This window comes from Microbispora sp. CSR-4, from assembly GCF_008033685.1.
GTDB lineage: Bacteria > Actinomycetota > Actinomycetes > Streptosporangiales > Streptosporangiaceae > Microbispora.
Window position 1 is genome coordinate 1 of the sequence record NZ_VJVX01000015.1, and the last position, 19,715, is coordinate 19,715.

Sequence of the window (19,715 nt, forward strand, 5' to 3'; positions counted from 1 at the left end):
ATGATCGATTTAGTGCGCACTTTTCGCCGTTCCGAACCGGGAACCACGAGGTCAGCGCCTCGCGCTCAGCGGCGATCTTGAAACGTGAGCCAAGTCAGGTTCTACCACTAGCGCTCTACCAGGTGGCGCACGATCACGCGGAACTCTGCTGAATTGCGCTCATAAGGATCAAGGCGGCGGCGTGGCGCGCCGCCGTACGGCCCAGCGTCGCGGACCCCGGCCGCGCTGCGGCCTGGGGGCCGGTCACGGCCGGGGCCGCACTTGAGCCGCCCAACCGCCTGCCGGCCCCGCTATATTCACCCGACTCGCCACACGTGGGCCGCGCCACCGCCCGGTAGCACGAACTGTCACAGCTCGCAGGAACCTCACAGCCCGACCTGTAACCGCACCATCAAGACCACGCTCATGGGCTACGACTGCGATCACCCGCTCCGACGACTGGCTCGACAGCGCCGACCATCCCATCTCGCCCGAGGAATGGGAGGCGTTCACGGCCAGCCAGCCCGAACTCCGATAAGACGGCTGGATCGAATACAGCGGATCCGCCCTGGCGCTCCGGCTCCGGGATGACCACCACGGTCGTGCTCACCACCGCCGGACTGTCGGTGGCTGGGGTGAGGGGCCTGTTCATCCCGTCTGCCCTCAACTCGGGACAAGCCGAGCCGGCCCGCGCTCTGCTTCCCCTGCGGGCGGGTCGACGGCATACGGGATGAACAGGCAGGTAAACGGATCCTTTCTGCCTTTCTAACAACATGAGCAGAGCTTATTGCATGTCCGTTCAGGCTCAGCTATCCCGAGTCACAGCCTACCTTTTCGCTCAGACCGATTACCGATCGTAGATCCGAACCGTGACCGCCATATCCGGAGAAGATGTTTCGGAGCGAAGGTCTTCTTCGATAGCACGTGGGTTCCTCAAGCAGCCATCGTAATCGAAAACGAGACAGATGAGGTGTGTCACTGAATTGTGAGCTAGATATCGATCGCGATCCACAATAAGTTGTTCGCCCAGCTTACCATCTTTCAAACTTTCACGAGTATGCTTTAGTTCGATCGCAAGCTTATACTTGGGAAGTAGGAAATCTATGCGAGAATTTTGACCTGCATATGATGGCGTATACTCTTCTTCTCTGATGTCGTCGAAGAATTGGGACAGCAAAGCCCTGAAAAGATATTGATCATCATACTCATTCTCGAACTTTATCGGATTGCCATGAGAACGCACTTTTAAGCTTCGCCGCACCAAGAGCATACGCTCACCGAGTTCTAGAACGAGTGAGACTGCATCAATTTTTGCTCCGGCGAATGAGACGGTACCCGCAGACTCGGCAGTCTTAGCCTTTCCCTCAATAAGCAGTCGAAGGAGCAGGCCAATTATTTTTGCTTTGCTAGCGGCTGAGCGAGCGAGAGCACCCCAATCTTGACGCTCATAGAGCCCGGCCTCGGTCTTGCCATTTTTGAATGATCGAGTATCTAGACCGTTTAGACGCGCAACACTCTCGAGCTTTCCATGCGGTGCGTAATCTTCACCGTAGCGCGCCGCGAATAACCCGTCGACATCCACCCGACGTTCAGGAGTTCGAAACGTCGGAGCCTTCCCAGTGAGATATTCGTATCGTGCAGCAAGGGCGGCGAACCCGTACTCGGGACGATTCATATTCCAGTGCAGGAAATAAGAATCTTCTCGGGATGAGACGTCATGATAGAACCGCTCAAGAAGATGAATCTCACGATCATTTCCTTCTACCGTAGGCGGAGCATCCGACATGCTAAATGCATTGGTGTCTCCTGTCTGGAGGTCGTACAGAGCGATCGATGCTATACCCGCTGGATGAGCGGTTAGGAAAGATTCACAGGCATAATGAATCGCGACCATCGCTTCATTGCGCGCCAGGGCCCTGGTTAATTCCTGAAATACGAGATCAACGTTCATCCTATCTCCCATCTTTAATATTGAATAAGTTTTCTTTCGGGCAATATTACTACAGTGAGAGGTGCTTGGTTGATGGTTCCACAACCGGTATCGATGCAGATGAGATTGGGTGAAATATATGGAACGCCTTGTTCCTGCACGTAGTGACCACATACAGTCAGCGACTTTGGCCACGGTCCACTATAGTGAAACAACCCCGGATGTCCGCGACGATACATTGAATCAGGCGTTCTTGAGTTGATGTCATGGGGATCGAAGCCACAATGCGATATTAGGAAATCCGAATCCTCGTATACGACCTGCGTATTTCGGAGAAGGTCAAAATGCTCACTTGGGAAGGATGAACGAAATTTTTCAATCGCATTTGAATCAACCGTCTCAAGGTATGATCGGATAGTTGATATCCCATTGTGAGCGGCAAAGTTAGCAACATTTCCATCATCAAGAAAATTTAGAAGAGCTTCATCATGATTCCCCCGCAAAAGAGTTATCCTGTCCGGGTATTTATTTATGGCGCTTAGCAATAAGTCTAAAACGGCCTTGGTGTTCAATCCGCGATTGACGTAATCCCCCACAAAAATCAGATGGAGTGAGTCGTCCAGTAGAAGTGAATTGAGCGCTCTAGATAGCCTTACGCTGTCACCATGAATATCGCCGATTACTGCCAACTTGAATTTCTTCAAGAGAATCACACTATCGGCAATGTCAATGACGTATAGTCAATAGTGGAAGCGCCCGCTAGGGCCGATTCCAGCAAGCGGCCAGCAAGCGAATAATCACCCCTTGCCCAAATTGCAAGGGAAGGTAGATCGCGCGGGATACCGTCCGTTGGGCGCTCCTCAAGTAGCCTGTAACCATATTCACGCAATTCGCGAATATGGTCATAACGATCCGTGCGAAGGAGAGTTGCGAGTTTGGGGTACCCAGCTATTTCTGCCGACTGGTCTCTATCGAAAGTGAGATTTCCCAACTCGGCGCATTTTATATAAACCGCAGACCTTACCACGTAGATTGTCATCCTCAGAAGGCCTCTGGCGTACTGGTCTGCATCCAGAGCTTCGGTGCCAGCCAAAGCTAGGCACAGGTTCCTTTTTAGCCTGTTGTAATTTTTCGGTGGCTGATATGAAGCGAGAATACCGGAAAGGACATCATTTGGATCACTGATTATTTTTCCTTCATCCTTAAGATGTCGAACAAACAGGCTGCCACGAGTTGCCAACAGCGTCAGATGATCCGCGGTGTAGGATGCAATATTGATACTGCCGTGAGAGTAAGATCTCGGCCGGTCTTTAACAATTTGCAAAACGTCTATATCGCTATCAGTGCGAGCGCTCCCCCTCGCCCTGCTACCGTAGATCATCATCGCAATAGACTCTCCTCTTAAGTGCGGGTAAATCAGTTCTGTAAGACAGTTAATATCTGTTGTCGGTTCGATCATTGGAGGATTATCCCTGTGCATGCCATCCAGGTTAGGGGAAGCCACCGACAGAACCCGATTGACATGCATCGAGTTGTTCAAGATCAAAGTTCCTCCACGGGCCTCGAGGGATCAGATCGCAGTGGGTACCTTCCCAGCTTGGCAGGATCTTGAGCTTGGCATGCTCCTGTTCGAGAGCGATAGAGGTGCGACACACAGCCCAGGCTGGCCACGTGGAAGAGATCATGCTCCGACTGAATCGGGAGACTACAACGGTCCTGCGTGACCACCTCTACATGCTCGGCGAGCACTTCGCCGCCGGCACGCCCATGGTGCAGTTCCCACCGGAAGACGAGGAACGATTCGCCAAGGTCACATGCGGCCTGGACAAGGCACTCGGCGGCCGTGGCTGCCTCGCATGCGCCATGGGCGGACACTCCCACCGCTGACCGCCTGCGGCCATCAGCAAGATCCGGAACATACGTGGAACACCTGCTCTCTCCCCCAGGCGATCGCACAAGACACCAGCAGATTAGCCCGAGATCAGACTGGGAAACGGCGATCCACTTCTAATCCGATGGTCCTTCGTCCTCCTCGCCGCCTGAGTGTCCCGGCCGTGACCGCCGAGTCAAGGGCGCCTGCGGCGTCGCTTCGCGATCAGCTTCGCTGACCCTTGACGCGGCGGTCCCGTCCCGGGAGTCGGCAGCTACGAGGAGGACGGGGGCGGACCAGGAGACGGGCCGCGCCCGGTACTGGTCGGGGCAGGTCGCGGGCTTGATCGTCGTGCCATTAGCGTGCCATTAAGAGTGGTCAACAGGGGGCACTCACGGTCACTCGCGGACGGCCTCTCGTCCAGGTCGGGGCCGTTGTCCCTGGTGATCGGGCCGATTTGCAAGCAGGAAGTCAGGGGTTCGAATCCCCTAGGCTCCACCTCGAAAAACACCGCCTCCCTGATCTTGGGAAGCGGTGTCCGGGCCATTAGCCCTCAGCACTGCTCTCCTTCTTGTCGTTGGCCGCCTTCCGGTCGGCCTCCACACGAGCGCTCAGTGCGTCCGCGATCCTCTGGTCGGCGTCACGCGTCGCGTGCTGATAGATCAGCGCGGCCCGGTCGCTGTCGTGCCCCATCCGAGCCTTGAGGTCGGCCAGGCTCGCGCCCGACTGCGCGGCGAGCGTGTTGCCGGTGTGCCGCAGGTCGTGGAAGTGCAGCCCCTTGACGCCCATCTCCTTGAGCGCTTCCGCCCACTTGGCCTCACGCCGAAAGTTGCCACCGCGGAGGAACGCACCGCGCTTGCCGAGAAAGACGAACGCGTCCTCGCCTGTGCCGGTGAACTGGTCGAGGTGGTCGACGAGCGCCGGGACGATGGCCGAAGGGATGCTGACCGTCCGCTTGCCGGCCCGCGACTTGGGCGGCGCGAGCACCATGTCTCCCCCGTCCAGCTCGATGAGCTGTTCACGCACGCGGACGGTGCGCGCCTCGATGTCGATGTCCGAGCGCCGCAGCGCGATCACTTCGCCCCAACGCAGGCTCGCGAAGGTGGCCAGCAGGATCAGCGCGCGGAAGCGCCCGTCGGCCATCTTGTCGGCCAGCTCGAAGACCTGGGTCACGGTGAGGATGGGCCGCTCTGGTGTCTGCTCGTTGTCCGCACCCTTGATCCGGCACGGGTTCCGGCTGATCAGCTTGTCGGGGGTTCCCCCAAGGCCAGGTAGTTAAGAGGATCTGGTTCTTGTCAATCGGCTGAGACGGGCAACGGGACTCCTGTAGATCAGATATCGGCGAAGATCATCTGAAGAGTGGAGTCCCGTTGCGGGATCAGTCTGTCATTTCCCGGGTGGTGCGCGTGGCCGCGGGAGTGTTCGCACCGGGCCACCTGGGAGAACTCACCCAGGTTGTGCCGTTCGAGCTGGTGGACGCGGTGCTGGCGGAGACGTGCCGGGTTCAGCACCGGCTCCGAGCGCTTCCCTCCCGGGTCGGGGTGTATTTCCTGCTGGCGATGTGCCTGTTCCCGGAGGTCGGACACCGGCTCGTCTGGGACAAGATGACCAGCGCTCTGGCGGGGCTGCCCGCTGTTGCCGCACCGACCGCCAAGGTGTTCGCGACCTGCGCCGCCGGGTGGGCGTTGCGCCGATGCGAGCGCTGTTCGAGGTTGTGTGCGGTCCGCTGGCGCAGCCGGTGACGCCCGGGGTGCGGTTCGGCCGCTATCGGATGGTCTCCTTCGACGGCTGCAGCTCACTGAAGGTGCCCGATACCGGCCGGAACCGGGCCTGGCTGGATCGGCTCGCGCATGGCGGTTATACCCAGCTGGAGCTGATGACCCTGGTCGAAACCGGCACCCGAGCAGTGATCGGCGCTGTCTTCGGGTCCACCGCCACAGGCGAGACCGACTACGCCGGGCGGCTGCTGCACCTGCTGAGACCGGACATGCTGGTGCTGTGGGACAAGGGCTTCGACGGCAACGACTTCCTCGCCGCGGTGACGGACACCGGAGCCCAAGTCCTGGGCCGGCTACGCAGCAACCGCCGCGCGCCGATCCTGTCCCGCCTGGCCGACGGCTCCTACCTGTCCCTGATCGGCACGGTCAACGTGCGGATCATCGACGCGCAGATCACCGTGACCTGCGTCGACGGCACCGCCTTCACCGGCTTCTACCGGCTGGTCACCACCTTGACCGACGCCCGCCGCTACCCGGCCGCCGTCCTGGTCAGGCTCTACCACCAGCGGTGGGAGCACGAATCGGCGTACTACGCCCTGCGCCACACCCTCATGCATGGGCGAGTCCTGCGTTCCGGCGACCCGGCCGGCTTGGAGCAGGAGATGTGGGCGTTGCTCACGCTCTACCAACTCTTGCGCACTGTCATGGTCGACGCCGCGGAGTCTCTGCCGGGTACCGACCCGGACCGCTGCTCCTTCACCATCGCCCTGCAAAGCGCCCGCGACCAGGTCATCCAAGCCGCCGGCGTGACCGGCGACGACCCCAACCCAGCCACCGGAGCCATCGCCCGCGCCCTTCTGGCCGGACTGCTCCCAGCCCGCCGACTGCGGGTGAGCACCCGGAAGGTCAAATCACCCGTCTCCCGCTACAAAGAACGACTCGATGACGGCAGACCCAACCACAGCCGCACGATCACCGGCCTGGTCATCACTTTCCTGCAACCGACGCCCATGCCGCCTGCCGTCTCCCGGGACGAACGACCCCTGGTCACAGCCGACCGCCGCCGGCAACAACAGGTCCTGGCCCTCCCCCACCAAGATCCCGACCGCTCCTGGCAGGCCCGCGACATCGCCCGTCACCTCGGTGATGTCACCCTGAACACCATGTACCGGCAGCTGTCCCGCTGGGCCAACAGCCAGCTCATCCACAAGATCGGACCCGGCATCTACACCGCCCGGTCAATCTCCCCACCACTCTTGCCAGCAGCCCAAAAACCTTAACTACCTGGCCTTGGGGGAGGGCCCGGGAGAGCTGACGGACAGCCATCCCCGTGGAAGCCGATCAGCGAGTCAGGTACGCGTTCAACGAGGTAGACGTTCGTCAGCTCAGGCAGAACTCGTTGCCCTCGATGTCCTGCATCACGAGGCACGACTCGTTTTCTTCATCGGCGGGCAGGAGCCGCACGCGTTTCGCGCCGAGAGGGATCAATCGTGCGCATTCGGCCTCGAGGGCTGCCAGGCGCTCTGCACCGACGAGTCCGGTGCCGACCCGCACGTCAAGGTGCAGCCGATTCTTGGCGACCTTGCTTTCGGGAACGCGCTGGAAGTACAGCCGCGGACCGACACCCGAGGGGTCGCTGCATGCGAACCATGAGTCCCGCTGCTCGGGCGGCAGCGTGCGATTGAAGTCGTCCCAACTGGCGAACCCCTCAGGCGGCGCCGGCGCGACATACCCCAACACCTCGCACCAGAAGCGACCGACACGCTCAGGTGAAGCGCAATCGAAGGCGACTTGAATCTGCTTAACGGATACCATGGGAAAATCCTGCCATAGATCACTATGCATACCGTAATCGCCCACCGTGCACCCTGGCCGGATTGGCGAAGTCCTGAAAAGATCCACACCTCCAGCCTGAACGCCTCGCCCGTCGAAGGGTCCTGGTGCAGGTCTGGGCGCTCGACCCCCAGCGGATGGAACTGTCCTTCGGTCGGGCGCTGTTCGGCTCCCGGTACGCCGCCGATCCGAAGGAGTGCGCCGACCTGCTCGATGAGGCGGTCTCGGTGATGCAGGAGCGGGCCGACCGGTTCGCCGGCCTCCAGCGCTCCCACACACCAACCCCCGCTGACCCGTTCGTCCTGGTGCTCGTGGACGAGGTGGCGTTCCTGACCGCCTACCAATCCGACAAGCAGCTTCGCCAGCGCATCACGGCGGCCCTGGCCACTCTGACTACGCAAGGGCGCGCGGTGGGCGAGAGTGCTGAAGTCAATCCTGGTCTTAGGATCTCGCGTCCACATCACATGGAATGGCGCAGTTCGTAGCGGGGATGATTAGGTTGAGTTGGATTCCCAGTGAATCAACGGCCTTTGTGCGCCGATGTAGATGGTTCTAGGTGCTCAAAGGAAAGAATGACTGTCACGGGAAGAGGTACCTTCGTGCTCGATCCTGACTACTCCAGGCTCAACTTCGACAGATCGTAGGCGAATGGATTCCTCTGTGCCTTCTGGCCAGACTGTCGAGGATGACCATAGCGCCCCAGCGATTTTGTAGAGCGAGAGCTTGACCGAAGAAAGATCTACGTTCCTGAGATCGGCTCCTGATAGGTCGAGTGTCAGAGCGCGCGCCAGAGCATCGGCGAGGGCATGAGCGCGCTCTAAATCATGTGCGGGGTCTCTCGCCCAGGTCGGGGCCGTTTCCCCTGGTGATCAGGCCGATTTGCAAGCAGGAAGTCAGGGGTTCGAATCCCCTAGGCTCCACCAGCCAAAACGCCGCTTCCACGATCACGGGAAGCGGCGTTCGTGCCATTAACGGGCCATCAGCTCTCAGCACTGCTCTCCTTCTTGCCGTTGGCCGCCTTCCGGTCGGTCTCTACCCGGGCGCTCAGTGCGTCAGCGATTCTCTGGTCGGCTTGCGCTTGTCGGCCTCGAAGTCCTGTGGAATCCGCTTTCCCGGATGAGCCTGTGGCTCAGTTGGCTCGTGATTTTGATGGCATGGCTGGGCGATCAGTGGGCGAGTTGGTGGAGCCAGTCGCGGAGGAGGGCGGTTTCGGTCGGGCGGAGCGGGAGGGGGGCCCCGTCCGCGGCGGTGAGGGCGGCATCGAGGGCGAGGGCGCGGGAGGCGAGGCCGGGGTCGGTGGCCGGGGGCGGGTCGGTGGTGAGGGAGTCGATGAGGGTGTCGCGCATTCTCGTGGAGATCTCCGGGTCGCGGTCCTCGGCAGGCACGCAGATCAGCGACAGGGTGGCGCCCGTGACGGCGGCCAGCAAGAGGCGGGCGGCGAGGGCGGGGGGGATCCGGAGGCGGCCGGCGGTGGCGGCGCGGTCGAGGAACTTCAGTAGGAGGTCGTGGGCCCTGTCGGCGGCGGGTGGGCGGCGGCCGGGCCGGTCGGTGCCGTACATCAGCAGGTAGAAGGCGGGGTGGCGCAGGCCGAAGTCGACGTGGATGTCCCAGCCGCGGCGCATGTCGTCGACCGGGTCATCGGTGTGCGCCAGGGTGCGCTTCTCGGCCAGGTAGAGCTCGAAGGCGTGGATGGCCAAGGCCGCGAGGAGGCCGTCCTTGTCGCCGAAGAGCTGGTAGAGGGATGCGGCGCGGATGCCGGCCGCCGCGGCGACCGAGCGGGTGGAGACCGCCTGGGTGCCCTCCCGTTCCAGGATGTCGGCCGCTACCTCGAGGATGTGCCGCCGGGTACGGGTCTTCGCATCGTCCACGGTTGCAATGCTACGGCATTTCGCGTATCACTGAAACGAACAGTGATACGCGGATCGGCGTGGCAGTGATACATCGAGGGGGAAGCCAGTGGATCGTGTCGGATACGGCGCCATGCAGCTCGCCGGACCGAACGTGTGGGGGCCGCCGGTCGACCCCGGGTCGGCGCGGCGGGTGCTGCGCCTGGCGGTCGAGCTGGGAGTCACGTTCTTCGACACCGCGAACGCCTACGGGCCGCGTACGGTGAACCGGCTGATCGGGGAGGCGCTGCGGCCGTTCCCGGAGGGGGTGATCGTCGGCAACAAGGTCGGCGCCGGGCGCGGCCCAGGCGGGTCGTGGATCATCACCGACCACCCGGACACGGTCCGCCGGCAGGTCCACGAGGCGCTGACCGACCTGGGTACGGAGGTGAGCGAGCTGACGTACCTGCGGCTCGGCGGCGACACTCCTGGTGCGCAGAGCGAGGAGAGCGACGTGCCGCTGGAGGACTCGCTCGGCGTGCTCGTCGAACTGCGCGACCAGGGGCTCATCCGCCGCATCGGTCTGTCCGGCGCGACGCCGCAGATGCTGGCTCGCGCGCAGAAGATGACGCCGATCGCGGCCGTGCAGAACCGCTTCAACCTGCTCGACCGCAGCGGTGTCCAGGTCCTCGCCGACTGCGAGGCGCAGGGCATCATGTTCGTTCCCTACTTCCCGCTGGCCTCTGGGCGGCTCACCAGCTACGACGCGCTGACCGGCCCCGCGGAGCGCCTCGGCGCGACGCTGGCCCAGGTAGCGCTGGCCTGGCTGCTACGCCGTTCCCCTGCCATGGTCGTCATCCCCGGCACGACCAACCCCGATCACCTGCGCACCAACATCGCCGCGGCCGAGGTCGCCGAGAACCTGACCGACGCCGAGGTAGCCCGCCTGACCGGCCTCGTCGACGAGTCGAAGGCCGTCCTCGACCAGCCACACCAGTCCACGCTCGACGCGCTCAGGTCCGCGGCGGAGAGCCACCGCTGAACAACAGCTCGACGGCGGCGGCCACCTCGCCGGCTGGCCGCCGCCCGTCGAGCTCCACCGAGGCATCCCGCCCGAGCAGCGGCCCGACCTCGCAGACGTGACGTCAGAACATCACTTCTGATTGATCGCCTTCGGCGCCAGGCCGAACCTGGGTACGTCCCTCCTCGGCACACAGCCTGAGAACTGCTAGGCAGGCGTGCGTGTCGATCCGGGTGAGATCGCGGACTCATCGCGGTCAATGTGATCAGCATGGTAGAGAGCCTGTGCCAGCAAGCGTCGGACGTGTTCGTCAGCGGCGGTGTAGTAGACGAAGGTCCCTTCGCGCCGGCCCTTGACCAATCCGGCGAGGCGAAGCTTGGCCAAGTGCTGGCTGACTGCCGTGGGGGCGGCCTGGGCGAGTTCGGCCAGGCAGGCCACGGACGACTCCCCTTGCAGCAACGCCCACATGATTTTTATCCGCGTCGGGTCGGACAGCAGTCGGAACGACTCGGCGGCCAGCTGCACCTGTTCCTCGTTCGGCATGTCGAAGTCGGGCAGCGAGGTGTGCATGCCGCCAGCATAACCCGAAAGGCCACTTGCTTGCGTATCTGCATAAGTGCGCATATACGATGACACAATGACTGTGGACCTGGAAACCTCCCCGCAGCCTGACGCCACGTCAGCACTGCCTGATCGGCTGCCTTCCCGTCGCTCCAGCACCTGGGCGCTGCCTGAGGTGCGTTGGGCGCTGGCGGCAACGGCGCTGTTCGCAGCGGGTGGTATCTGCCAACTCGGCGGAGCGCCATCGTGGCTGTGGTGGAGCCTCTACCTGGCCTGCTACGCCGCTGGAGGATGGGAGCCCGGCCTGGCAGGGCTCAAGGCGCTACGTAACAGAACATTGGATGTCGATCTGCTGATGGTGGCTGCGGCGATCGGCGCCGCCGCGATCGGGCAGGTCTTCGACGGCGCACTGTTGATCGTCATCTTTGCCACCTCCGGAGCGTTGGAAGCGGTGGCCACCAAGCGCACCTCCGACTCTGTCCGAGGGTTGCTCGACCTGACGCCCGACCGGGCGACGCGCGTGACCGATTCCGGTGACGAACACATCGTTGAGGCCGTCGCGCTGGCCGTTGGCGACATCATCGTGGTGCGGCCTGGAGAGCGGATCAGCGCTGACGGCGAAGTGGTCGCCGGTGCCGGCGACGTCGACCAGGCGTCCATCACCGGGGAGAGCCTGCCCGTCGACAAGCAGCCGGGCGACGAGGTCTTCGCGGGAACCCTGAACGGCACCGGCGTTTTGCGCGTACGGGTGACCCGACCAGCGAGCGAGACGGTAATCGCCCGGATTGTCGCCATGGTGGAGCAGGCCAGCGCCACCAGGGCCCGTACTCAATTGCTCATCGAGAAGGTCGAGCAGCGATATTCCCTGGTCATGGTCATCGCCACCATCGCCTTGTTCGCGCTGCCGCTGCTGTGGGGCGTGGCTGTGCAGGACAGTTTGCTCCGCGCGATGACCTTCATGATCGTCGCATCGCCGTGCGCGGTCGTGCTCGCCACCATGCCCCCGCTCTTGGCCGCCATCGCCACCGCCGGCCGTCATGGAGTGCTGGTCAAGTCCGCTGTGGTGATGGAACACCTCGCCTCCATCACTCGGGTCGCCTTCGACAAGACCGGCACCCTCACCGAGGGCCGCCCCCACATCGCCCAGATCCGCCCTCTGCCCGGCACCAGCATGAGCCGTGATGACCTGCTCACGCTGGCCGCATCAGCCGAGGCGGGCTCGGAGCATCCGCTGGGCCGCGCGATCGTGCAAGCCGCCCGTCACGCCAACCTGACCTGGCCTACCGCCGAAACATTCGAATCGCTACCCGGACGTGGTGTCCGTGCCCAGGTGAACGGACATTCAGTGGAGATCGGCAGCCCCGTACGCCTCCCCGACCGCTCAGGCGCGGCGCACGCGGTAGTGACCGAACTGGAGGACAGCGGCCACAGTGCCGTGCTGATGCACCTGGACAGTCAGCCGGTCGCCGTCTTGGCTCTGGCCGACCGTATTCGAGCCGGCGCCGCGGATGTGATCGCCCGCCTGAACGCCATGACCGATTCCCCACCAGTCCTGTTGACCGGTGACAACCCTCATGCCGCAAATCGGCTGGCCGGCTTGGTCGGCATCAGGGACGTACGTGCCGGACTACTGCCCGAACAGAAAGTGGAGGAAGTACGCCGGCTGGAGAACGGAGAGGCACGGGTGGCGCTGGTCGGCGACGGCGTGAACGACGTCCCCGCGCTGGCATCCGCACACGTGGGCATCGCCATGGGCCGTCACGGGTCCGACCTCGCTCGACACGGCCGACGCGGTCATCACCCGTGATGACCTCGGCACCATACCCGCTGTAATAGCTCTGGCCCGACGCGCCCGCCGTCTGGTCGTCGCCAACCTCGTCGTTGCCGCGACATTCATCGCCGTTCTGGTCGCCTGGGACCTGATCGGCGAGCTGCCCCTCCCACTCGGCGTGGCCGGTCACGAGGGCTCCACGGTAATCGTCGGTCTCAACGGCCTGCGCCTGCTGCGCGACGCGGCCTGGCGACGAGCATCCGCCGCCCCTTCGACCCAAGGCGAAGGTCTTGGGCCGAGTGAACGCATTGAGGTCGTGACGTGAGCCCGCTGGACATCGACCACTCCGAAAACCGTTGGACACGGTCCGGGGCGCTCCGCAATCATCCGCGCTGTGACAGATGAGCCCGAACGCCGGCCACCAGCACGTACCGACCTGAGGTCAGTGAGATTTGTCGATCTGACGAGCACGGCCATGGCCGCCTTGCTGGAGGACGACCTTGCCCGGGCCAGTGCCGAGGCAGGAGTCGAGCTCACGGACTACTTCCTCACCGATCAGGCAAAGTGGGTCTGGCGGTATCGGGTCAATCAGCTGGCCACGGACCCGGGTAGCGCGGGGTGGCTCACCCGAGCCGTAGTGGCCGAGCCCGAGGGCGTCGTGGTGGGGTATGCCGGGTTCCATGGGCCGCCGGATGAGACGGGCATGGTGGAGATCGGTTATTCGGTGGCTCCCGGCTACCGCCGTCAGGGGTACGCCAGGACGATGTTGACCGAGTTGATGCGTCGGGCCGTAGCCGAATCCGGAGTGAGAACCGCGCGGGTGACGATCAGCCCCGAGAACACCGCGTCCCTGGCCACTATCTCCGGATTCGGCTTCGTCGAGGTCGGAGAGCAGTGGGACGAGGTGGACGGCCTCGAGCTCATATTCGAAGTCCCTGTCTGAATGAGCTGCTGCCAGAAAGCGAGGTCGCGAGCCTGATCGCCGGGCCATTAGCGGCCATGAAGGGGCGGTCAGCAGCGGGCACTCGTGGACTGTTTCTCGCCCAGGTCGGGGCCGTTGTCCGCCGTAGCCCGGCGGCTCAATCGACCAGGCGGTGTTCCCACGCCCAGGCCGCGATCTCCACCCGGTTGCGGGCGCCCAGCTTCATGTGCACGCTGCCCAGATGCGTCTTGACGGTGCCGACGGCGATGAACAGATGCTCGGCGATTTCCGCGTTGGTCAGGCCTCGGGCGATCAACTTCACCACGTCGAGTTCCCGCGGCGACAGGCCCGCGTCGTCGTGCGCCCGGGCCGGGGGGCTGAGATGCTTCAGCAGCCGCACCGTGATCGACGGGCTGATCATGGCATCGCCCGACACCGCCGCCCGGACCGCCTCCACCAGTAGTGCCGGCCCCGAGTCCTTGAGCAGGAACCCGCACGCGCCGGTGCTCAGTGCCGTGTGCACGTATTCGTCGAGATCGAAGGTGGTCACCACGACCACTTTGATCGGGTCGGCGACATCCTTGCCCGCCAGCAGCCGGAGCGCCTCCAGGCCGTCCATCCGGGGCATCCGGATGTCCAGCAGCACCACATCGGGCCGGAGCCGCCGGGCCAGGTCGACCGCGGCCACGCCGTCCGCCGCCTCGCCCACCACTTCCATGTCCGGCTGGCTGTCGATGATCATGCTGAAGCCGGTCCGGACCATGGCCTGATCGTCGGCGATCACTACTCGAATCACCGCGCCGCCTCGTGTTCGAGCGGCAGCTCCGCGTCGACCACCCAGCCACCCCCGGCACCGGGCCCGGCGGAGAACCGTCCGCCGAGGGCATGGACCCGCTCGGTGAGGCCCATGAGACCGTACCGGTGCTGTCGCCGGGGCCCGGCGGCGCGCGGGGTGGCGCCATCATCCGTCACCCGGACGAAAAGGGACTCCGGGCCGCGGGAGATCTGCACGTCGATCGATCGGGCGCCGGCCGCGTGTCTGCGGGTGTTCGTCAACGCCTCCATCACCACCCGGTAGGCCGTCGTGGAGACCTCGACGGGAATCCCGTCCAGATCTCCGTCAACGTTCAGGTGGGCCACCGGCGCACCTGAACCGTTGAAGCCCGCCAGCAACGGGTTGAGCTCCGTGAGCCCGGCCAGCGGCGTCAACGGCGCGTCCGGTGCGGCGTGCGGGTCGCGCAGCACGCCCACCATCCGCCGCATCGAGTTCATCGTCTCCGCGCCGGCCTGCTCGATCTGTTCCAGGGCGAGGATCACCCGCTGCGGATCCTGCTCGGCGATGAACCGCGCGCCCTGTGCCTGAACCACGATTCCCGTGACGTGGTGGGCGATGAAGTCATGCAGTTCCCGGGCGAACTCGGCGCGCTGCTCGGCCCGCATCGTGACGAGAACCTGCTCCCGCCCACGGTCCAGGAACCGCAGGTAGGCCCCACCCGCGCTCGCGCCGGCCACGCCGAGGGCGACGAGGAGCGCGGCTATGACGTACTGGTCGTCGGCGACACCGCGCAACGGCAGCAGGACCCCGGCCAGCCCAAGGGCCAGAACCGCGGCGACCGACGACCTGGGCGCCCCCCGGCGCGCCACCACGTAAATGCTCGCGAGCAGGCCGCACGTCTCGGCGAAGCCCCACGCGCCCGCCGGGCCGAACCCGGCCCTCAGCGTGGCGACGGTGCCGGCGATCGACGCGGCGGCGAGCAGCAGAGCCAGCGACGGCAGGCGTCGGGAGTTCTGCGGGTGTTCGGGGAGCCAGACGCCTACGGTGGCCACGGCCAGCCCCACCCGCGCCAGGGACAGCACAAGGCCGACAGGGGAGAGCTGGAGCATGCCGTAGCGCAGGTCGATGATCCCGAGCAACGCCATCACGATCAGCCCGGCCACCTGGCCCAGGCGTAACCACAAGCGTCGGATCTGCGGCATCGTCATCGTGACCAGCGTAGTCAGAGTGCGGGATGCCGAAATCGGCCGAAAGGTAGAGCCGGTGCCGGGCAGATCCCTGCCCTGAGGCCGATGCGCCGTCCCGTGCCCGGCAGCGAAGCTTTTCCAGAGCCGACAGCCGCCTTCAAGAGGCCCCCCGGTCCGCTCAGCGGGACCTCCCACTCCCACGCGCCCTGGCCCTGACAGGCCGCTGCCCCCCGAAGCAGGAAACCCGGCCGGAAACCGAATCAGCCGCCCGGGGGCTCCCGCGCGCCCTTCCTCACGCTGACCAAGGAGAATCGTGACGACCGTTCGGATTCACGACGGGAACGCCCGGACCACGCCCGGTGCCGACGCGACCCGGCAACGGGCACAGTGGGCGGACGTCGCCAAGGGCGCCTGCATCATCCTCGTGGTGTTGTGGCATGTCATCGTCAAGGACTATCTGCAGATCAGATGGCATGCCGGCTCTCCCGTCCCCAGTGCCTGGGGAACACTGGGCGAGCAGCTTCTGCCGCTTCGGATGCCGCTGTTCTTCACCATCTCAGGGGTTTTCGCGGCGAACGCCGTAAACCGCCCGTGGCGGGTGCTGGGCAGATCCCGCGTCGCCAAATTCCTGTACTTGTACGCCGTCTGGCTGCTCATCCACACCGTGATCCTGGCCGCGGTCCCGGATTTCGACACCGCCCACGCCGATTCCGTGCTCGGGCTGGTGGAACAGCTGACCATCACCCCGTCCAACCTCTGGTACCTGTACGCCCTCGCGCTCTATTTCGCGTTCGCCAGGGCCGTACGGCGGGTGCCGTGGCCGGTGATCTTCGCGGCCGCCGCGGCCCTGTCCGTCATCGCGGCCGCCGGCGTGCTCGCCACCCCGGGCGACCGTGGCGGTGTCTACCAGAACCTGGTGTTCTTCCTCGGCGGTCTGTACTTCAAGCCGTACGTCGAACGGTGGGCGACGACCGCCACGAACCGCCGCCTGGCCCTGACCCTCGTGGCGTACGCCGCGGCGCTGACGGTCATGGCCGTGACCGGCGGTCAGCGGTGGGTGGGGGTGTGGCCGGCGGTGTCCGTCGCGGCGGTGGCCTTCGGCGTGACCGCCGCCGCGCGAGTGGGCAGGTGGCGCCCGGTGGGGGACGCGCTCGCCGCCCTCGGACGACGAACGCTGCCGATCTACGTCATCCACATGCCGCTGCTCGCCCTGCTGCACGGGTTCCTCGTCGGTCCGATGTCCGGGCTGGGTGGCATCGGACAGGCGCTTATGGTGGCGGAGTATCCGATTCTGCTGACCGCCGCGGTGATCGGCCTGAGCCTGGCGATCCACTGCGGGCTGCTCGCAGTGCGCGCGACGTGGCTGTTCGAAGTTCCCCGACGGCGGCGACAGGCCACACCGCGGCGGACCTGAGCGCTTCACCCGTGGAGCGCTCGACGGAGGCGCATCCGGGGTGTCGGCGGCTACGAAGAGGACGGGGTGGAACAGGGAGCGCCCGTGCTCGCCGACAGGTCTGGCCGCTGCTTCGCCGAGGGACGATGGGCGGCCATCCAGTCTGTCGCGAAGTCGACCAGAGCGCGCTGGGACATCAAGCGTGCCGTCGCACAGCCGACCTTGCCGGACATGGCCGCGCCCGTGGCCTCGAAATCGGTGCCGAGCCGCTCGAAGTCGTCCGTATCGGGCACCACGTCGATCCAGGTGATCCACTGGCTTGCCCCGTCGGGCTGCCGGACAGAGGCGCCGGTGATGGCGCGTGGCGGTGATGCCTGCCGCCACTCGGCCAGATGGAGCGACGTGTTCGAGCCGTGCTCGCACCCCAGCAGCAGCACCTTCCCATCCAGCCGGTATACCGCGCCCAGCGGTGAGCGCTCCCCCAGCGCGTCGTCGAGCCGGTGCCCGTCGACGATGTCCGCGGCGTGCCTGCCAAGCGCGGCGAACGAGACATGTGGGTGATCGCTGCGCCGGGCGCCGGGCCATCTGCGCACCGTTTCGGCGATGACGCCCATCCACTGACTCGGTGTACGCAACGGGTCGAAGCCGGGCGCCTGTTCGCGGATCACCGGCCACCACGCCTCAAGGACGGGCGGATGCCGCCAGCCGGCCGGATCGGTGTTCGCAGGCGTGTGGGTCGGTACGACGAGGGTGCCTTCCGGGCCGAGCACGTCGAGCAACGCCTGCACGACGGCATGGGGGCCGCCGGCGACAAAGCCGATGCTTCTCATCGACGAGTGCAGGAGCACGACGTCGCCCGCGGTCACGCCGAGCGCGTGCAGGTCCGCCGCAAGAGACCGAGCCGTGTGGGGCAGGGGCTGATCCATTCGGCGGAGTGTAGCCGGGGCGCGCCCGCAGGCCCGCCGCCCGTCGCGGGGCCGTCCTCTCTAACACTGCACGCGCTGCCTGCGGCGGCTACTGGAGCCGGTGGCGCACCCAGACGTTGGGTTCGACGTACACCGCGCGGCCGTGGTCGGTGTCGCAGTGGACGGGCACCAGCGCCCCCGGAACCTCTACGTCGCCCGTCCTGTCGAACGGAAGGCCGGTCCAGCCTCGCCACTCCTCAAGGGTGCCCGCCACCACCATGGAGCGCCGGGCGATCTTTTCGATCACTCCGCCGGCACGTACGTGCACGCGCAGCCAGGGATCGACGGGCAGGCCGTCCTCGCGGCGAAGCGCGGCGTAGTCGGCCATAGGGACGCGGGGCTGGAGGTGCTTCCTGTTGGGACGTACGGGGGCGAACAGCTCGCTGAAGATCGCCGCAGTGCGTTCGGCCGCGTCGCGTGCGGGCTGCCAGTGCGGATCGGTCGGGATGATCGACAAGATGTCGCTCACAGATTCGCTCGATTCGCCGTTGTCTCATCAAGCATGCTGACGGTGCACGATAGCCGGTCGCGCCCCCTCACCGACCGGCTCCGCCGCTGTGCCCGCGATGCGATCAGGCTGTGTGCGGCGCGACGCGGATTGTCGGTGGTATGGGTCATACTCCGCCAAGCCAGGATGATCACCGACAAGGGCGAAGGCGCTGACATGGCACAGTTGCTGCGCAGGCTCGACGACCAGATCCACATCGAGTACAACACGTTCGGGCTGGACGGCACCGACCTGCCGGCGTGGAGCTCCCCGACCGAGGAGATCCTCCACTTCCCCGCGGCCGTACGGATGGAGTCCTGGGACGCCGAGCCCGAGCGCGCGGATGCCTCGTGGACGCCGGTCAGCTCGGCGACGTTCGTCGCGGAGAGCGGCGTGGTCTCGATCGACTCGATGGCGGACGGCAGGAGACATGACTTCCTGATCGGGCCGCCGCATTTCGAGTACGGCGTGGACATGTACCTGCGTGAGCCCGAGCCGGGCGACGGACATGGCACAGGCGAGTGCGAGGAGTCGTGGCTGCTGAGGTTCTGGCCGATCCGGGATGTCTTCGACCCGATCAAGCATGCGGCGCCGTTCTCCTATATCGCGCGCGGGGTTCTGTACTACTCGATCGACCTCGAGCCCGAGCAGCTCGTGCAACCGCCGGCGAGGCGGGAGGTGCCGGTGCCGGTCTCGGCGGTGGCGGACTGGGCGTCGCTGCGCACGGACCCGGACCTGGACACCTTCGACGGCTGGCTGCACAGGATGCGCCGCAAGGCCGAGGAGAGGGGCGGCTCCCTGTACGAGTTGCTGCGCGCGGCGGGGGCGGACATCGAGGACGGCATGGACCTCACTCCGGCCTCCTGCACACCGCCGCTCGCGCGTGCGGGGCGGTTCAAGGATCCGCTGATCGACCGCTACTACGCCGAGCAGGCACGGTGGGGCTCGTTGCCGGGGCGGCACCTGGGCGAGGAGCAGCTGCGTGAGTACGCCGACGGCGAGCGCATCGCCAAGGAGCTGTGCCGCAGCGGCACCCTGACGTTCTCCGTGCCCGTCGAAGGCCGCGGCGCCCTGCATATACCGCCGGGTGTCAGCCGCCGTGTGTGGCGGTGGGAGGACGACCTGCTCGGCGGCGAGCTCATGGACGGCGGGCTGACAGTGGACCGGCAGATTCTGGCCAGGAACCCGTGGACCAGGCAGATCCTCGTCTCCGGCATCGTGACGATCCTCCGCCGCGATCACGAGAGGCCAAGCCGCGGCGAGAGCGTCTGGTACGTGGTGCGCGATGCCGAGCCGCACGAGGCGGCCAGGGTTCTGTGCGCGGAGGCCACCTGGGAGGAGGACCCGGATCAGCGCCGGGCCCTGGACGAGGTGGCCCGGGAGAAGCTGATCGAGCTGCGGGCCACCTACCGGAGCCGGGAAAGATGAGGGCCGTCCCTGTCGCTCACGGAGGGCGTGTCCGGGCCGGAAACAGGGC

General features: G+C 65.2%; 19 protein-coding genes and 1 pseudogene. 9 read left to right on the forward strand and 11 right to left on the reverse strand.

Annotated features, from left to right (window positions below):
• Nucleotides 1-826 precede the first annotated feature (826 nt).
• Genes FLV34_RS13680 through FLV34_RS13690 form a run of 3 tightly spaced genes read right to left on the reverse strand, consistent with a single transcriptional unit; the run spans nucleotide 827 to nucleotide 3,368 of the window.
• A complete protein-coding gene (locus FLV34_RS13680) occupies nucleotides 827-1,930 on the reverse strand; it encodes a hypothetical protein (RefSeq protein ID WP_147943269.1) in 1,104 nt (367 codons plus the stop codon).
• A gap of 14 nt (nucleotides 1,931-1,944) precedes the next feature.
• Nucleotides 1,945-2,613, reverse strand: a complete 669-nt coding sequence (locus tag FLV34_RS13685) for a metallophosphoesterase (protein ID WP_168066662.1) — start codon at nucleotides 2,611-2,613, stop codon at nucleotides 1,945-1,947.
• Nucleotides 2,614-2,618: 5 nt separating this feature from the next.
• Nucleotides 2,619-3,368, reverse strand: coding sequence for a nucleotidyltransferase domain-containing protein (locus FLV34_RS13690; RefSeq protein ID WP_147943271.1), 750 nt, complete (start codon nucleotides 3,366-3,368; stop codon nucleotides 2,619-2,621).
• 224 nt (nucleotides 3,369-3,592) lie between these two features.
• On the opposite strand from FLV34_RS13690, the gene FLV34_RS13695 reads away from it, so the two are divergent.
• Complete coding sequence (locus FLV34_RS13695) at nucleotides 3,593-3,796, forward strand: hypothetical protein (protein ID WP_142652681.1); 204 nt, start codon at nucleotides 3,593-3,595, stop codon at nucleotides 3,794-3,796.
• 529 nt (nucleotides 3,797-4,325) lie between these two features.
• Here FLV34_RS13695 and FLV34_RS13700 read toward each other — a convergent pair.
• Nucleotides 4,326-4,952, reverse strand: a complete 627-nt coding sequence (locus FLV34_RS13700) for a site-specific integrase (protein ID WP_147943272.1) — start codon at nucleotides 4,950-4,952, stop codon at nucleotides 4,326-4,328.
• 197 nt (nucleotides 4,953-5,149) lie between these two features.
• Between FLV34_RS13700 and FLV34_RS13705 the strand changes: the two genes are divergently transcribed.
• Together FLV34_RS13705 and FLV34_RS13710 are read left to right on the forward strand one after the other, a co-directional pair.
• Nucleotides 5,150-5,521, forward strand: coding sequence for a transposase domain-containing protein (locus FLV34_RS13705; RefSeq protein ID WP_187280633.1), 372 nt, complete (start codon nucleotides 5,150-5,152; stop codon nucleotides 5,519-5,521).
• Nucleotides 5,473-6,777, forward strand: coding sequence for a transposase (locus FLV34_RS13710; RefSeq protein ID WP_147943274.1), 1,305 nt, complete (start codon nucleotides 5,473-5,475; stop codon nucleotides 6,775-6,777). Before FLV34_RS13705 ends, FLV34_RS13710 begins: the two co-directional genes overlap by 49 nt.
• Nucleotides 6,778-6,877: 100 nt before the next feature.
• On the opposite strand, the gene FLV34_RS13715 is transcribed toward FLV34_RS13710, so the two are convergent.
• On the reverse strand, nucleotides 6,878-7,312 hold the full coding sequence (locus tag FLV34_RS13715; protein WP_142619197.1) for a VOC family protein: 435 nt from the start codon (nucleotides 7,310-7,312) through the stop codon (nucleotides 6,878-6,880).
• A 122-nt stretch (nucleotides 7,313-7,434) separates the two neighbouring features.
• Here FLV34_RS13715 and FLV34_RS13720 point away from each other — a divergent pair.
• Nucleotides 7,435-7,746 (forward strand): annotated as a pseudogene (locus FLV34_RS13720) (cell division protein FtsK); the annotation flags it as partial.
• 750 nt (nucleotides 7,747-8,496) lie between these two features.
• Here FLV34_RS13720 and FLV34_RS13725 read toward each other — a convergent pair.
• Nucleotides 8,497-9,198, reverse strand: a complete 702-nt coding sequence (locus FLV34_RS13725) for a TetR/AcrR family transcriptional regulator (protein ID WP_147943275.1) — start codon at nucleotides 9,196-9,198, stop codon at nucleotides 8,497-8,499.
• Nucleotides 9,199-9,286: 88 nt separating this feature from the next.
• On the opposite strand from FLV34_RS13725, the gene FLV34_RS13730 reads away from it, so the two are divergent.
• A complete protein-coding gene (locus tag FLV34_RS13730; RefSeq protein ID WP_147943276.1) occupies nucleotides 9,287-10,198 on the forward strand; it encodes an aldo/keto reductase in 912 nt (303 codons plus the stop codon).
• A gap of 186 nt (nucleotides 10,199-10,384) precedes the next feature.
• On the opposite strand, the gene FLV34_RS13735 is transcribed toward FLV34_RS13730, so the two are convergent.
• Nucleotides 10,385-10,747: a metalloregulator ArsR/SmtB family transcription factor gene (locus FLV34_RS13735; RefSeq protein ID WP_142649110.1), complete on the reverse strand. Its 363-nt coding sequence runs from the start codon at nucleotides 10,745-10,747 to the stop codon at nucleotides 10,385-10,387.
• 67 nt (nucleotides 10,748-10,814) lie between these two features.
• Between FLV34_RS13735 and FLV34_RS13740 the strand changes: the two genes are divergently transcribed.
• Together FLV34_RS13740 and FLV34_RS13745 are read left to right on the forward strand one after the other, a co-directional pair.
• Nucleotides 10,815-12,545 carry a heavy metal translocating P-type ATPase gene (locus FLV34_RS13740; protein ID WP_315985189.1) on the forward strand — a complete coding sequence of 577 codons (1,731 nt, stop codon included), beginning with the start codon at nucleotides 10,815-10,817 and terminating at the stop codon, nucleotides 12,543-12,545.
• Between the two features lie 439 nt (nucleotides 12,546-12,984).
• On the forward strand, nucleotides 12,985-13,452 hold the full coding sequence (locus tag FLV34_RS13745) for a GNAT family N-acetyltransferase (RefSeq protein WP_205830530.1): 468 nt from the start codon (nucleotides 12,985-12,987) through the stop codon (nucleotides 13,450-13,452).
• Nucleotides 13,453-13,588: 136 nt separating this feature from the next.
• Here the strand turns inward: FLV34_RS13745 and FLV34_RS13750 are convergent, their stop codons facing one another.
• Nucleotides 13,589-14,224, reverse strand: a complete 636-nt coding sequence (locus FLV34_RS13750) for a response regulator transcription factor (RefSeq protein ID WP_260617364.1) — start codon at nucleotides 14,222-14,224, stop codon at nucleotides 13,589-13,591.
• Nucleotides 14,224-15,414 carry a sensor histidine kinase gene (locus tag FLV34_RS13755; protein ID WP_205830531.1) on the reverse strand — a complete coding sequence of 397 codons (1,191 nt, stop codon included), beginning with the start codon at nucleotides 15,412-15,414 and terminating at the stop codon, nucleotides 14,224-14,226. The genes FLV34_RS13750 and FLV34_RS13755 overlap by 1 nt, the downstream gene beginning before the upstream one ends.
• A 292-nt stretch (nucleotides 15,415-15,706) precedes the next feature.
• Here FLV34_RS13755 and FLV34_RS13760 point away from each other — a divergent pair, with 292 nt between their 5' ends.
• Complete coding sequence (locus FLV34_RS13760; protein ID WP_222709500.1) at nucleotides 15,707-16,807, forward strand: acyltransferase family protein; 1,101 nt, start codon at nucleotides 15,707-15,709, stop codon at nucleotides 16,805-16,807.
• 50 nt (nucleotides 16,808-16,857) lie between these two features.
• Here the strand turns inward: FLV34_RS13760 and FLV34_RS13765 are convergent, their stop codons facing one another.
• Nucleotides 16,858-17,712 carry an aminoglycoside N(3)-acetyltransferase gene (locus tag FLV34_RS13765; protein WP_147943277.1) on the reverse strand — a complete coding sequence of 285 codons (855 nt, stop codon included), beginning with the start codon at nucleotides 17,710-17,712 and terminating at the stop codon, nucleotides 16,858-16,860.
• 88 nt (nucleotides 17,713-17,800) lie between these two features.
• Nucleotides 17,801-18,220 (reverse strand): hypothetical protein, encoded by a 420-nt coding sequence (locus FLV34_RS13770; RefSeq protein WP_261985770.1) that lies wholly within the window; start codon nucleotides 18,218-18,220, stop codon nucleotides 17,801-17,803.
• A 195-nt stretch (nucleotides 18,221-18,415) separates the two neighbouring features.
• Here FLV34_RS13770 and FLV34_RS13775 point away from each other — a divergent pair, with 195 nt between their 5' ends.
• Nucleotides 18,416-19,666 carry a hypothetical protein gene (locus tag FLV34_RS13775; RefSeq protein WP_147943278.1) on the forward strand — a complete coding sequence of 417 codons (1,251 nt, stop codon included), beginning with the start codon at nucleotides 18,416-18,418 and terminating at the stop codon, nucleotides 19,664-19,666.
• Nucleotides 19,667-19,715: the final 49 nt, after the last annotated feature.

Bases quoted from the DNA above. Each gene is read 5' to 3' on its own strand.
- FLV34_RS13680 (WP_147943269.1), bottom strand. From the start codon at position 1,930: ATGAACGTTGATCTCGTATTTCAGGAATTAACCAGGGCCCTGGCGCGC.
- FLV34_RS13690 (WP_147943271.1), bottom strand. From the start codon at position 3,368: ATGATCGAACCGACAACAGATATTAACTGTCTTACAGAACTGATTTAC.
- FLV34_RS13695 (WP_142652681.1), top strand. From the start codon at position 3,593: ATGCTCCGACTGAATCGGGAGACTACAACGGTCCTGCGTGACCACCTC.
- FLV34_RS13710 (WP_147943274.1), top strand. From the start codon at position 5,473: ATGCGAGCGCTGTTCGAGGTTGTGTGCGGTCCGCTGGCGCAGCCGGTG.
- FLV34_RS13715 (WP_142619197.1), bottom strand. From the start codon at position 7,312: ATGGTATCCGTTAAGCAGATTCAAGTCGCCTTCGATTGCGCTTCACCT.
- FLV34_RS13735 (WP_142649110.1), bottom strand. From the start codon at position 10,747: ATGCACACCTCGCTGCCCGACTTCGACATGCCGAACGAGGAACAGGTG.
- FLV34_RS13740 (WP_315985189.1), top strand. From the start codon at position 10,815: ATGACTGTGGACCTGGAAACCTCCCCGCAGCCTGACGCCACGTCAGCA.
- FLV34_RS13745 (WP_205830530.1), top strand. From the start codon at position 12,985: ATGGCCGCCTTGCTGGAGGACGACCTTGCCCGGGCCAGTGCCGAGGCA.
- FLV34_RS13755 (WP_205830531.1), bottom strand. From the start codon at position 15,414: ATGACGATGCCGCAGATCCGACGCTTGTGGTTACGCCTGGGCCAGGTG.
- FLV34_RS13765 (WP_147943277.1), bottom strand. From the start codon at position 17,712: ATGGATCAGCCCCTGCCCCACACGGCTCGGTCTCTTGCGGCGGACCTG.
- FLV34_RS13775 (WP_147943278.1), top strand. From the start codon at position 18,416: ATGGCACAGTTGCTGCGCAGGCTCGACGACCAGATCCACATCGAGTAC.